This is a genomic window from Ruegeria sp. THAF33, from assembly GCF_009363615.1.
GTDB lineage: Bacteria > Pseudomonadota > Alphaproteobacteria > Rhodobacterales > Rhodobacteraceae > Ruegeria.
In genome coordinates this window covers 2253115-2266180 of sequence record NZ_CP045384.1, presented here as the reverse complement: position 1 = coordinate 2266180, position 13066 = coordinate 2253115, and the positions used below count along the sequence as shown (strand labels likewise).

Sequence of the window (13066 nt, the reverse complement as noted above, 5' to 3'; positions counted from 1 at the left end):
CTCGTGTGAGAAAGGTATTGTCATGCTGTACTGGTTGACCGCTCTGTCGGACGGAGGGGATTTCTGGAACCTCTTCCGGTATATCACCTTCCGCGCAGGCGGTGCCTTCATGACCGCGCTGATTTTTGGGTTCATCTTCGGAAAACCCCTGATCAACGTGCTGCGCAAGAAACAGGGCAAAGGCCAGCCGATCCGTGACGACGGCCCCGAAGGGCATTTTTCCAAGGCAGGCACGCCGACGATGGGTGGATTGCTGATTGTCGGAGCTTTGGTCACGTCAACCCTTGTCTGGGCGCGGCTGGACAACCCGTATGTCTGGATGGTTCTTTTTGTGACCTTGTCTTATGCGGCCATCGGATTTGCGGACGACTATGCCAAGGTTTCAAAACAGAATACGCAAGGGGTCTCGGGCCGGATGCGCCTGGCGTTGGGCGTGATCATCGCCGTGCTGGCATCGCTTTGGGCGACGTTGCACCATCCCGAAGCCTTGCAGAACCAGCTCGCTGTACCAGTCTTCAAGGACACGCTGGTCAATCTGGGCATCTTCTATATCCCCTTTGCGATTGTCGTGATCGTGGGGGCCGCCAATGCGGTGAACCTGACCGACGGTCTGGACGGGCTGGCTATTATGCCAGCGATGATCGCAGCCTCGACCCTGGGCGTTATCGCCTATGCGGTCGGTCGGGTCGACTTTACCGAATATCTCGATGTGCATTACGTCCCGGGCACCGGTGAGATCTTCATATTCACCTCCGCGTTGTTCGGAGCCGGCCTCGGGTTTCTCTGGTACAACGCCCCTCCGGCGGCAGTGTTCATGGGTGACACCGGATCGCTGGCCCTGGGCGGCGCGCTGGGTGCCATCGCCGTGGCCACCAAGCACGAGCTGGTTCTGGCCGTGGTCGGCGGCCTGTTCGTGGTCGAGGCGCTGAGCGTGATCATTCAGGTCCTCTACTTCAAGCGCACCGGCAAACGGGTCTTCCTGATGGCCCCGATTCATCACCACTATGAGAAAAAAGGCTGGGCCGAGCCGACCATCGTGATCCGCTTCTGGATCATCTCGCTGATCCTGGCGATGATCGGTCTGGCGACGCTGAAGGTGCGGTAGTTTAAGGCAACGCGGAATGACTTGCGATCAAATGGAATTGTGTTGGCGTGAACGACTTTACGCCATCGCGGCAGGGTTGCAGTCGGCAGGGTTGGCTGTAATTTTTTTAAAATTTTTGGAAAGCGTTCCTCTTTGGAAAGGTGTTACCAGTTTGTTTTTAAACAACATTCTTGGTTTTTTTGATCTGTGCAGTTCGTACTGGGGTGTGATCCTGGTAGCGTTGATTTTGTCAGTTTTGGCAGTCATTGTGCCAATCCCCATATTAATGCTTAGCCAAAGCGTAATAAAAAGGTGGCCCAAAAGTAAGTCTTCTCATCGTTCTTCTGATCAAGCTTTGTGGCTCGCGATTGCGATTTTTTTCATACTGGTTTTATTGGCCTTTGTCGGCTTTGATTTCCGTGTGTATTTGATCACCGCGTTTGTAGTATTGGTCGCGTTCCTTCACGTTGCAAACTCCGCAGCATTAGTAGTTGGCTACAGGCTTACTCAATTGAGTGGTCGCTACGACCGCGAGGCAGTAAGCGTACAAATATTATCGTTTTTCATTTCGTTGCTGTTTATTATTGGCGGGGTCGTAGCTGTTGGTGATTTCACGATCTTCGGTAATCTAAAAAAGGTGACCCCCTAATGATCCCGGTCAAAGGCTTTGCAGGGCAGAAAGTGGCCGTTCTGGGGCTGGGCCGGTCCGGTCTGGCTACTGCACGTGCGCTGCGTACGGGCGGGGCGGAACCGGTGTGCTGGGATGACAACCCGGCCGCCCGTGAAACCGCCGAAGGCGAGGGTTTCACCTGCGCAGACCTGCGCAAGCATGGGGCATTTGACGACATCGCCTCGCTGATCGTCTCACCGGGCATTCCGCATCTCTATCCTGAACCGAACCCCGTGGTGGCGGCAGCCTTGGATGCAGGCGTGCCGGTGGACAATGACATCGGCCTGTTCTTCCGCTCCTTTGCCGGACCGGAATGGAACAACTACGACACGCCTCCGCGCGTGATCGCGGTGACGGGCTCGAACGGCAAATCGACCACGGCGGCGTTGATCCACCACATTCTGACCGAGGCCGGGCGCGAGGCGCAGTTGGCGGGCAATATCGGGCGCGGGGTTCTGGATATCGATCCGGGCGGAGATGGCTCGGTCGTGGTGTTGGAGCTCAGCAGTTACCAGACGGAACTGGCCCGCGCTCTGACCCCCGATGTGGCGGTGTTCACCAACCTGTCGCCCGATCATCTGGACCGCCACGGCGGCATGGGTGGATATTTCGCGGCCAAACGGCGCCTCTTTTCCGAAGGCGGCCCCGACCGCGCGATCATTGGCGTCGACGAAACCGAAGGTGCGTTTTTGGCCGGGCAACTGGCCGAAGGGCCATCGGATGACCGGGTGATCCGTATCTCGGTGGCGCGGAAGCTGACCGGGCCGGGCTGGCAGGTTTTCGCGCGCAAAGGGTTCCTGTCGGAATACCGCAAAGGGCGGCAGGCGGGGTCTATCGACCTGCGCGCGATCAAAGGCCTGCCCGGTGCACACAACCACCAGAATGCCTGCGCGGCCTACGCCGCCTGCCGGTCGCTGGGCCTTGCCCCGCGCGTGATCGAAGATGCGCTGCATTCCTATCCGGGCCTGCCGCATCGCAGCCAGATCATCGCCGAGGCCGATGGGGTTACCTATGTCAACGACTCCAAGGCGACCAATGTCGACAGCGCCCTGAAAGCGCTTATGGCGTTCAAAAAGATCCGATGGATTTGCGGCGGTCTTGAGAAAGAGGGCGGCATATCAGCCCTGAACACGGCGACGGGTAAGGTCATCAAGGCCTATGTGATCGGACGCGAAGCGGCCGGTTTTGCGATGCAGCTTGAAGCAGACGCGCAGGTCTGCACCACGATGGAGGCCGCCGTGGCACAAGCCATGGCGGATGCCGAGGCCGGTGATACTGTGCTGTTGGCCCCGGCTGCGGCCAGTTTCGACCAATACGACAACTTTGAACAGCGCGGCGAGGATTTTGCAGCGCAGGTCAAGTGCAGGCTGACAGAATAGCCATTTGCAATAGACCGCCGGCTGGGCCAAGCTTGGATGCTATCAGCTTGACGCGGCATCACTATTGGTTTTGCCTGCCTCCAGATTCAACACGAGGTTATGACTATGCCATTTCGTAGACTTTCTCTGATCCTGCCCGCCATTCTTGTTGCGGGGGCCTGTACGAACACGGGTGCCAACTATCAGCCCATCGTGGACGGCCCGGTCGGTCCGAATTACAACGTGGACCTGCAGCAATGCCAACAACTGGCGGCGTCGCAGAGCAGCGTTGATGGCTCTACCGCGGGGAACGCAGCAATTGGCGCAGTGGGTGCCGCGGCCGTTACCGGGATCGTTCAGGACAGCAGCGACAATCTTGGTCGTGCGGCTGTGGCAGGTGCCCTGGTAGGCGCTGGCGCAGACGTCATCAACAAAAACCAGAACAAAGAGGTGATCGTGCGCAACTGCATGCGCGGACGCGGCTACAACGTCGTAGGTTGACGCCCGGCGGCAATTGCAACACCTGCGGCATGGCCTGACGACCATGCCCACTGGAAGTTGTAGCCGCCCAACCAGCCGGTGACATCCACCGCTTCGCCGATTGCATAGAGGCCGGGGACATCCTTGGCCTCCAACGTTTTCGAGGACAAGTCATCCGTGTCGATCCCGCCCAAGGTGACTTCGGCGGTACGATACCCCTCGGTCCCCGACGGCACCAGTTGCCACGCAGACAGGGCCGAGGTCAGCCCGGTCAGTTTCGCGTCCGACTGATCCGCCAGCTTCCCGGACATCGGAATGACCCGGCACAGATAATCGACCAGCCGGGCCGGCAGATGCCGCGCCAGTTCAGTGGTCAGCGCCTTGCGACCCGCGCTTTGCCGCTGTGCGCGCAACAGATCCAGCAGGGGAAGGTCGGGGATCAGGTTCACCCGGATTGCCTCACCTTCGCGCCAGTATGACGACAGCTGCAACACCGACGGCCCGCTGAGACCGCGATGGGTGAACAGCAGCGCCTCGTCGAAGCTGGCGCGATCATTCGAAAGTCGCGCGGGCAGTGAAACGCCGGACAGGTCCTTGAACCGCCCGTCCGAGAAGGTGAAAGGCACCAGCGCCGCCCGCGTCTCGGTCATCCGCAATCCGAACTGGCGCGCGATGTCATAGGCCAGCCCGGTTGCGCCCATCTTGGGAATCGATTTCCCGCCCGTTGCCAGCACCAGATTGGTGCAGGTCAGATGCTGCCTTTGCCCGTCACGCTCCACCTCCAGTGCAAAGCCGCTTTCGGTCTTGCGCAGATCGCGCAACGAGGTTTGTATCCACAGCTCTGCTCCTGCACCGCTCATTTCATCCAGCAACATCCGGATGATCTGTTTCGAAGAGCCATCGCAGAACAACTGGCCCAGGGTTTTTTCATGCCAGGCGATGTTGTGACGTCCGACCAGATCGATGAAATCCCATTGCGTGTACCGTGCAAGGGCGGATTTGCAGAAATGCGGGTTCCGCGACAGGAAGTTGCCCGGCCCGGCATGGATGTTGGTGAAATTGCAGCGCCCCCCGCCCGAGATGCGGATTTTCTCGCCGGGTGCCTTGGCGTGATCAATCACCAGCACGCGCCCCCCGCAATGGGCCGCACACATCATGCCGGCAGCCCCGGCCCCAAGGATGATCGTGTCGTAGGTCATGCGCGGGGGATGGCGTGGATTAAACAAGATGGCAAGAGCCCATGCCGAAGTCGCGCGGCGCGCGCTCGCCGTGTTCTCGCAAATTCGAGGTCGGCTGACAGGGCGATTGCCAGAATTTTAGCGCACTGACATGCTGCGGCCATACCGCAAAGAGGTTTTGACAAGACAAACTGGCAAAAGGAACTCGGAATGCAATTCCCCGAATTTATTTCGTCATTTCCAAAACTGGATGTGCCTTTTCCTGAAGACGTGGTGCAGACGGCCGTCATTCGATCAGATGCAGGGCTGGTCGCTTTCTTCACTTTCCTCAAGGACATGGAGCTTCCCCTGCATTCGCATGGTGCCCAATGGGGGACGGTGGTTGAGGGTGAAATTGAACTCACGATCGGTGGCCAGACCCGCATCTACCGCCCCGGCGACAGCTACTCGATCCCAAGCGGAGTCGCGCACGGAGGGACCATCAAGGCGGGGTCTCGCGTCATTGACGTGTTTGAGGAACCCGACCGATATCCGATCAAGGAATAATGCATAGCAACCCGCCTTTTGGGATCAACGCGCGCCGCTCCGCTAAGCGGAGTGCCCAAAGCTGCAACATCCACGGGCCGCCACGTGCAGCCGGGGGTGCTTTGGGCCTGGAAGGTCGATTTATGCCTTGTGGCTTCATCCTACTAGCCCAAACACAAAAATCCCTGTAGAGTCTCAACCAGACCCCGAAAACGGGGCGTTGACGAGGCAGAGAGTGGCGGTATCTCATGACTGAGATGGTGTATGGCGCGGTCCAGGACCAGCGCGGAGAACCGATTCTACCGAAATGGTGGCGCACAATCGATCGCTGGACGATGTCCTGCGTTCTGATCCTGTTTGCCATCGGTCTGTTGCTGGGGCTGGCGTCTTCGCCGCCGCTGGCCGGGCGAAACGGGTTCGATCCGTTCCACTATGTCGAACGTCAGGCCATCTTCGGCGGATTGGCGCTGATTGCGATGCTTCTGACCTCGATGATGTCGCCGACGCTGGTGCGTCGTTTGGCGGTGCTGGGTTTCCTGGGGGCCTTCGTGGCACTGGTTTTCCTGCCCGTGTTCGGGACCGACTTTGGCAAGGGCGCGGTGCGCTGGTATTCGCTGGGGTTCGCCTCGCTTCAGCCGTCCGAGTTTCTGAAGCCCGGCTTCATCGTCGTTGCTGCATGGCTGCTGGCTGCTTCACAAGAGATCAACGGCCCGCCGGGGCGGATCTGGTCATTTGCCCTGTGCATGGCGATTGTCGGCATGCTGGTGATGCAACCTGATTTCGGTCAGGCCTGCCTGATCCTGTTCGGCTGGGGGGTGATGTATTTTGTCGCCGGGGCGCCGATGCTGCTGCTGGTTGGAATGGCCGGGTTTGTTGTTCTGGGCGGTATGTTCGCCTATTCCAATTCTGAACATTTTGCCCGCCGTATCGATGGCTTTCTGAATCAAGAGGTCGATCCGACCACCCAGTTGGGCTATGCCACCAACGCCATCCGCGAAGGGGGGCTGTTCGGCGTCGGTGTGGGTGAGGGGCAGGTCAAGTGGTCGCTGCCGGACGCGCATACCGATTTCATCATTGCCGTCGCGGCCGAAGAATACGGCCTGATCCTGGTGCTGATCATCATCGCGCTTTACTCGTTGGTCGTGGTACGCTCGTTGCTGCGCCTGATGCGGGAACGCGACATGTTCATCCGTCTGGCGGGCACCGGTCTGGCCTGCATGTTCGGCGTGCAGGCGATGATCAACATGGGTGTTGCCGTTCGTCTGTTGCCCGCGAAGGGCATGACGCTGCCTTTTGTCAGCTATGGCGGCTCATCCCTGATTGCAGGGGGTATTGCGATCGGAATGCTGCTGGCCTTCACCCGAACCCGCCCACAGGGCGAGCTTGGCGAAATTCTGCGCGGACGAGGATAATGGGGACTCCATACCTGTTGATTGCGGCTGGCGGTACCGGGGGGCACATGTTCCCGGCTCAGGCGCTGGCCGAGGCGATGCTGAACAAGGGCTGGCGTGTGCGCCTGTCTACCGACCCGCGCGGCGCCCGCTATACCGGTGGTTTCCCGCATTCGACCGAGATCGTAGAGGCATCATCGGCCACTTTCGCGCGTGGCGGTCTGGCGGCCAAGGCCATGGCCGGCCCCAAGATTGCCGGTGGCGTGGCTGGCATGGTGTTCCAGATGATGCGGGACAAGCCCGACGTCGTTGTCGGTTTCGGCGGGTATCCCTCGATCCCGGCGCTGAGCGCTGCGACCATGCTCAAAATCCCCCGCATGATCCACGAACAGAACGGGGTGCTGGGGCGTGTGAACCAGTTGTTCGCCACCCGTGTCGCGCAGGTGGCCTGCGGTGTGTGGCCCACGGACCTGCCCGAGGGCGCACATGGCATCCACACCGGCAACCCGGTCCGGTCCGCCGTTCTGGACCGCGCTGCGGCCGGTTACATTCCGCCGGGTGATTATCCGATGTCGGTCCTTGTCATGGGCGGGTCGCAAGGCGCACGCATCCTCAGCGATGTGGTGCCCGGTGCCATCGCCGCACTGCCCGAAGAAATCCGCACTCACATCCGCGTGGCACATCAGGCCCGGGACGAGGACGGCGAGCGCGTCACAGCCTTCTACAACGAACACGGCATCCGCGCCGATGTGCAGCCCTTCTTTGATGATGTCCCCCGTCGCATGTCGGATGCCCAACTGGTGATCTCGCGGTCTGGCGCGTCCAGTGTTGCCGATATCTCGGTCATCGGGCGCCCGTCGATCCTGATCCCCTTTGCCGCCGCCGCCGGAGATCACCAGACGGCCAACGCACGGGGCTTGGTGCAGGCGGGCGGGGCCATCATGATCCCGGAAAAGGCTCTTGACGTTCCCGCGCTGACACAGCAAATCACCACGGTTCTCACGAACCCCGAAGCCGCACAGAAAATGGCCCATGCCGCCTTGTCCGTCGGGGCACCTGACGCCACCGAGCGTCTGACCGCCCTTGTCGAACAATTGGCGCAGAAGGAGACCACATGAACCCAGCAACCAAACTGCCGCAGGACGTAGGGCCGATTCACTTTGTGGGGATCGGCGGGATCGGAATGTCAGGTATCGCCGAGGTGCTGCTCAATCTTGGGTATCAGGTGCAGGGCTCGGACCTGAAGGCATCGAAGATCACCGACCGGCTGGCAGGTCTGGGGGCCGAAATCTTTGTCGGTCAGCGCGCGGAAAACCTTGAAAACGCGGCCGTTGTGGTGGTCTCGACCGCGATCAAACCGGGCAACCCCGAGCTTGACGGCGCCCGTGCCCGCGGCCTTCCGGTGGTGCGCCGGGCTGACATGCTGGCCGAACTGATGCGGCTGAAATCCAACATCGCCATCGCCGGGACTCACGGCAAGACGACCACGACCACGATGATGGCCGAACTGATGGTGGCGGGGGATTTTGACCCGACCGTGATCAATGGCGGCATCATCCATGCCTATGGCTCGAACGCCCGGATGGGGCAGGGCGAATGGATGGTGGTCGAAGCCGACGAGAGTGACGGCTCGTTCAACCGCCTGCCCGCGACCATCGCAATCGTCACCAATATCGACCCCGAGCATATGGAGCATTGGGGCGATTTCGACACCCTGCGGGATGGGTTCCACGAATTCGTCTCGAACCTGCCCTTCTACGGGCTGGCCGTCTGCTGCACCGACCATGCCGAAGTGCAGGCCCTCGTGGGCCGTATCACCGACCGCCGCGTGCGCACCTATGGCTTCAACGCGCAGGCTGACGTGCGGGCCGAGAACCTGACCTACAAAGGCGGCGTCGCGCATTTCGACATTCACCTGCAATACGAAGACACGGTGATCGAAGGTTGCACGCTGCCGATGCCGGGCGACCACAATGTCTCCAATGCGCTCAGCGCCGTTGCTGTTGCCCGCCATTTGGGCATGAAAGCCGCTGAAATCCGTGAGGCGCTGGCCAATTTCGGTGGCGTCAATCGCAGGTTTACCAAGGTCGGAGAAGTCGACGGTGTCACCATCATCGACGACTATGGCCACCACCCCGTTGAAATCACCGCAGTCCTGAAGGCCGCGCGACAGGCGACCGAAGGCCGCGTGATCGCCGTGCACCAGCCGCACCGCTACTCGCGCCTGTCCAACCTGTTTGACGATTTCTGCACCTGCTTCAATGACGCCGACGTCGTGGCCATCGCCGATATCTTCGCCGCCGGAGAGGACCCGATCGAAGGCGCATCGCGCGACGATCTGGTGCAGGGCCTGATCCGTCACGGCCACCGCCATGCCCGCGCGCTGTTTGACGAAAACGATCTTGAGCGGCTTGTGCGAGAGCAGGCCCGCCCGGGCGATATCGTCGTCTGCCTCGGGGCCGGTACGATCAGCGCCTGGGCAAACGGTCTGCCTGAGAGATTGCAACGAAAACAAGCTGTTTGACTTCTCTTCTGTTTGGTGCACAACCTGAAGGTGCAGCAAATGCCCGCAGCCGCCGCATGTCCTAAGAGGGGACAGATGGACTATTCGATGATCCTTGCCGCCCTTTGGGTGATCTGCGCCACGATCGTGGCGTTCTTGCCGATGCGAATGCAGTTTCCGCCGGGCGTGACCCTGCTGATCTGCGCCCCGGTTCTGATCGTCTGGCTGGGTTATGATCACGGTTGGTTCTGGTCGGTTTTCGCCTTCGGCGGATTCGTTTCGATGTTCCGCAACCCCATCCGGTATTACTGGCGAAAATGGGTGCGCGGGGAGGTCATGGAATGAACTGGTCCATCGTCCTAGCCGGTCTGTGGGGCGTTTCCGCGAATCTGCTGGCAATGATCCCGAGCAAAGACAACCACTGGACACGCGCCTATATCCTGATCGCCGTGGGCATTCCGATTCTGGGGTATGTCACCTATCAGAACGGCCCGTGGATCGGCTTGCTGGTGCTGGCCATGGGTATGTCCGTGCTGCGCTGGCCCGTGATTTATCTGACCCGTTGGACAAAGATGAAAATGCAGGGCATGAAGGCGGCTGACGAATAACCGGCCAGTTTCAGGAGGTCCGCCATGGCGTCCGTCGCCACATTTGCCTATCTGCCAATTCTTTCTTTCCTGCTAGGTGCCGCCGCCGGTTTCACGGCGGGCCGTTGGCTGGGCCTGCGCGGCTTGTTGTGGCTGATCGGTCTGGCCTCGGCCGTCGGGCTGGCGTTGATCGTGGTGCTGGCCGGTATTGGCACCGGCGAAGAAGAACAGGCGTTCGGCCCGCTGGTCTGGCTGACCGCCGGCGTTCTTCCCTTTCTGTTCGCTGCAATCATGGGCGGTGTGGGCGGACGTAGCCTGGCGGTGCGTGCAGACGCATGACAACGTTTCCCGTTCCGAAAGGGCGCCTGTCTCGGGCGCGGCCTCTCTCTGAGCTCACATGGCTTCGCGTTGGCGGCCCGGCCGATTACCTGTTCCAGCCTGCCGATATCGAAGACCTGCAAGCGTTCCTGCGGGAACTGCCGGCACAAACCCCGGTCTTTCCGATGGGTGTCGGTTCGAACCTGATCGTTCGGGATGGGGGGCTGCGGGCCGTGGTGATCCGGCTGGGGCGCGGGTTCAATACTATCTCGGTCGAGGGCAACACAGTCACCGCAGGAGCCGCTGCGCTGGACGCGCATGTTGCGCGCAAGGCGGCGGATGCCGGTGTCGACCTGACCTTTCTGCGCACCATTCCGGGCTCGATCGGCGGCGCGGTGCGGATGAACGCGGGCTGTTACGGCAGCTACACGGCGGATGTTCTGCGCAAGGCCACGATTGTCACCCGGCAAGGCGAGCTTGTGGACCTGACACCAGAAGAGTTGAATTTTTGTTATCGCCAGACGGACCTGCCGGAAGGCGCAGTGCTGATTTCGGCTGTGTTCGAGGGCCCTTCAGGCAATCCCCAAGATCTCCATGCCCGTATGGCGGCGCAGTTGAAAAAGCGCGACGAAACCCAGCCGACCAAAGATCGCAGCGCGGGGTCGACCTTTCGCAATCCAGCCGGGTTTTCTTCGACCGGGCAGGCGGATGACGTGCATGATCTCAAGGCGTGGAAAGTGATCGACGACGCCGGAATGCGCGGCGCGACCCTTGGCGGTGCGCAGATGAGCCCGAAGCACTCGAATTTCCTGATCAATACCGGCGCGGCAACCGCTGCCGACCTCGAAGGTCTTGGCGAAGAGGTGCGAAAAAAGGTTTACGAAACAAGCGGCATCACGCTAGAGTGGGAAATCATGCGGGTCGGTGATCCGCTGACAGAATAAAGCCCCAACCGTCAGACCATAACAGGCAAATTCAGGCGACGGATCAAAGGCATAAACGCAGTACGGACCACCACATAAGGTCCGGGGACATTGAGGCGCACATTGGGTATGTCGAGCAGGACAAACCCCAAAGTGGCGGTATTGATGGGTGGACCCTCGGCGGAACGCGAGGTGTCTCTCAGCTCTGGGCGCGAATGCGCGGCCGCCCTTGTGGGAGAAGGCTTTGAAGTGGTCGAACTGGACGCAGGTCCCGACCTCTGCGCGCGCCTTGTGGACATCAAACCGGATGTGGTTTTCAACGCCCTGCATGGCCGCTGGGGCGAAGATGGGTGTGTGCAAGGCCTGTTGGAGTGGATGCGCATCCCTTACACCCATTCCGGTGTTCTGGCCTCGGCGCTGGCAATGGACAAGCAGCGCAGCAAAGAGATTTACCAAACCGAAGGGCTGCCCGTCGTACCGAGCGTGATCGTGCCCAAGGTCGAGGTGGTCGAAGTTCACGTGATGGAGCCGCCCTATGTGGCCAAGCCGAACAATGAAGGCTCCAGCGTTGGGATTTACATCGTCCACGAAAATGCCAACGGCCCGCCGCAGCTGGACGAGGCGATGCCCGATCTGGTGATGGTCGAGAAATACGTGGCAGGTCGCGAGTTGACCGTGACCGTGATGGGCGACCGCGCCCTGACCGTGACCGAAATCATGACAGATGGCGGCTGGTACGACTATGACGCCAAATACAAGCCTGGCGGCTCGTGGCATGTCCTGCCCGCCGACATCCCGCAGGACATTTTCGACCGCTGCATGGACTACGCCGTGCGGGCGCATAACGTGCTGGGGTGCAAGGGTGTGTCCCGCACGGATTACCGCTGGGATGACAGCAAGGGTGCCGATGGGTTGTTCCTGCTGGAAACCAATACCCAGCCCGGCATGACGCCAACCTCTCTGGTCCCGGAACAGGCCGCTCATCTTGGAATGACATTCGGCCAGCTCTGCGCCTGGATGGTGGAGGACGCCTCATGCGACCGCTGACCGCCAGCCGTTCACTGGAAATCCACCGCAGCAAACCACTTGCGGGACCGGATGCCGATTTCGCCTCGGCCGACACGGACTCGCACGAGGCCGAACCGCTTTTGCGCCTGCGCGGTGCGCGTGTGTTTTCCCGCTCCGCAAGACGCAGTGACCCTGCGCCGTCCCGTCTCAGCTATCGGCTGCAACGTTGGATGCTGACGCCGGGCATTCGCCTTGGTGTCAAGGTTGGCCTGCCGATCTGCGCCATCGCTGCCGCGCTTGGCATCTTCTTTGCCTCGCAGGACCGTCGCGACGCACTTGCCGCTTATATCGCCGATGTGCGCACTTCAATTCAGGAGCGCCCCGAATTCATGGTCAACCTGATGGCCATCGACGGGGCCGGAACCGACCTGTCCGAAGACATCCGCGAAATCGTGCCGCTGGATTTCCCGATCAGTTCCTGGGATCTGGATGTGGAACAGATCCGCGACACGATCACCGGGCTGGACCCGGTGAAATCCGCAACCGTCAGAATCCGCCCCGGAGGCATCCTGCAGGTCGATGTCGTCGAGCGTCAGCCGGTGATCGTCTGGCGAACGCGCGAGGGGCTTGAGCTGCTGGATGAGACAGGCGCGCATGTCAAGGAAGCCACCTCTCGCAAGGACCACGCCGATCTGCCGTTGATCGCGGGGACAGGCGCCGACGATCACGTCGGAGAAGCACTGGAGCTTCTGCGGACTTCGCGCAGCCTGGGCAATCGCGTGCGCGGCTTGGTGCGCGTGGGAGAGCGGCGCTGGGATCTGGTGCTGGACCGTGGTCAGCGCATCATGCTGCCGACCGAACGCCCGGTGCGTGCGTTGGAACGCGTGCTTGCCGTGAACGAGGTACAGGACCTTCTGGAACGTGACGTGGCCGTGGTCGACATGCGCCTCGGGCAGCGTCCGACCATTCGAATGACCAAAGCCGCCAGCGAAGACTGGTGGAACACAAAAGTGACAGTGAGTAACGGGCAGTAACGACCAT

The 13066-nt window shown here is 60.8% G+C and carries 15 protein-coding genes; 14 read left to right on the top strand and 1 reads right to left on the bottom strand.

What is annotated here, in order from left to right; genetic code table 11:
• Nucleotides 1–22: 22 nt before the first annotated feature.
• From mraY to FIU92_RS11295, 4 genes are all read left to right on the top strand, one after another.
• Nucleotides 23–1105, top strand: a complete 1083-nt coding sequence (mraY, locus tag FIU92_RS11310; RefSeq protein ID WP_152458667.1) for a phospho-N-acetylmuramoyl-pentapeptide-transferase — start codon at nucleotides 23–25, stop codon at nucleotides 1103–1105.
• 16 nt (nucleotides 1106–1121) lie between these two features.
• Entirely contained in the window at nucleotides 1122–1733 is a 612-nt protein-coding gene (locus FIU92_RS11305) for a hypothetical protein (protein WP_152458666.1), read from the top strand.
• On the top strand, nucleotides 1733–3133 hold the full coding sequence (gene murD, locus FIU92_RS11300) for a UDP-N-acetylmuramoyl-L-alanine--D-glutamate ligase (RefSeq protein ID WP_152458665.1): 1401 nt from the start codon (nucleotides 1733–1735) through the stop codon (nucleotides 3131–3133). Before FIU92_RS11305 ends, murD begins: the two co-directional genes overlap by 1 nt.
• A gap of 105 nt (nucleotides 3134–3238) precedes the next feature.
• Entirely contained in the window at nucleotides 3239–3613 is a 375-nt protein-coding gene (locus tag FIU92_RS11295; RefSeq protein WP_224853408.1) for a glycine zipper family protein, read from the top strand.
• Here FIU92_RS11295 and FIU92_RS11290 read toward each other — a convergent pair.
• Nucleotides 3595–4791: an NAD(P)/FAD-dependent oxidoreductase gene (locus FIU92_RS11290; RefSeq protein WP_152458663.1), complete on the bottom strand. Its 1197-nt coding sequence runs from the start codon at nucleotides 4789–4791 to the stop codon at nucleotides 3595–3597. The genes FIU92_RS11295 and FIU92_RS11290 overlap by 19 nt on opposite strands.
• A gap of 189 nt (nucleotides 4792–4980) precedes the next feature.
• Here FIU92_RS11290 and FIU92_RS11285 point away from each other — a divergent pair, with 189 nt between their 5' ends.
• The 10 genes from FIU92_RS11285 (at nucleotide 4981) to FIU92_RS11240 (ending at nucleotide 13059) form a co-directional block, all read left to right on the top strand.
• The gene (locus FIU92_RS11285; protein ID WP_152458662.1) at nucleotides 4981–5316 is read left to right on the top strand and encodes a cupin domain-containing protein; all 336 of its coding nucleotides are present in this window, start codon (nucleotides 4981–4983) and stop codon (nucleotides 5314–5316) included.
• Nucleotides 5317–5543: 227 nt separating this feature from the next.
• Nucleotides 5544–6707, top strand: a complete 1164-nt coding sequence (gene ftsW / locus FIU92_RS11280; RefSeq protein WP_152458661.1) for a putative lipid II flippase FtsW — start codon at nucleotides 5544–5546, stop codon at nucleotides 6705–6707.
• The gene (locus tag FIU92_RS11275) at nucleotides 6707–7804 is read left to right on the top strand and encodes a UDP-N-acetylglucosamine--N-acetylmuramyl-(pentapeptide) pyrophosphoryl-undecaprenol N-acetylglucosamine transferase (RefSeq protein ID WP_152458660.1); all 1098 of its coding nucleotides are present in this window, start codon (nucleotides 6707–6709) and stop codon (nucleotides 7802–7804) included. Before ftsW ends, FIU92_RS11275 begins: the two co-directional genes overlap by 1 nt.
• Nucleotides 7801–9210: a UDP-N-acetylmuramate--L-alanine ligase gene (murC, locus tag FIU92_RS11270; RefSeq protein ID WP_152458659.1), complete on the top strand. Its 1410-nt coding sequence runs from the start codon at nucleotides 7801–7803 to the stop codon at nucleotides 9208–9210. The genes FIU92_RS11275 and murC overlap by 4 nt, the downstream gene beginning before the upstream one ends.
• A gap of 75 nt (nucleotides 9211–9285) precedes the next feature.
• Nucleotides 9286–9534 carry a DUF2484 family protein gene (locus tag FIU92_RS11265; RefSeq protein WP_152458658.1) on the top strand — a complete coding sequence of 83 codons (249 nt, stop codon included), beginning with the start codon at nucleotides 9286–9288 and terminating at the stop codon, nucleotides 9532–9534.
• A complete protein-coding gene (locus FIU92_RS11260) occupies nucleotides 9531–9797 on the top strand; it encodes a DUF2484 family protein (RefSeq protein WP_152458657.1) in 267 nt (88 codons plus the stop codon). Before FIU92_RS11265 ends, FIU92_RS11260 begins: the two co-directional genes overlap by 4 nt.
• 24 nt (nucleotides 9798–9821) lie before the next feature.
• Nucleotides 9822–10115: a hypothetical protein gene (locus FIU92_RS11255; RefSeq protein WP_152458656.1), complete on the top strand. Its 294-nt coding sequence runs from the start codon at nucleotides 9822–9824 to the stop codon at nucleotides 10113–10115.
• Nucleotides 10112–11038 carry a UDP-N-acetylmuramate dehydrogenase gene (gene murB, locus FIU92_RS11250; RefSeq protein ID WP_152458655.1) on the top strand — a complete coding sequence of 309 codons (927 nt, stop codon included), beginning with the start codon at nucleotides 10112–10114 and terminating at the stop codon, nucleotides 11036–11038. The genes FIU92_RS11255 and murB overlap by 4 nt, the downstream gene beginning before the upstream one ends.
• A 108-nt stretch (nucleotides 11039–11146) precedes the next feature.
• On the top strand, nucleotides 11147–12064 hold the full coding sequence (locus FIU92_RS11245) for a D-alanine--D-alanine ligase (RefSeq protein ID WP_171167228.1): 918 nt from the start codon (nucleotides 11147–11149) through the stop codon (nucleotides 12062–12064).
• Nucleotides 12052–13059, top strand: a complete 1008-nt coding sequence (locus tag FIU92_RS11240) for a cell division protein FtsQ/DivIB (protein WP_152458653.1) — start codon at nucleotides 12052–12054, stop codon at nucleotides 13057–13059. Before FIU92_RS11245 ends, FIU92_RS11240 begins: the two co-directional genes overlap by 13 nt.
• Nucleotides 13060–13066: the final 7 nt, after the last annotated feature.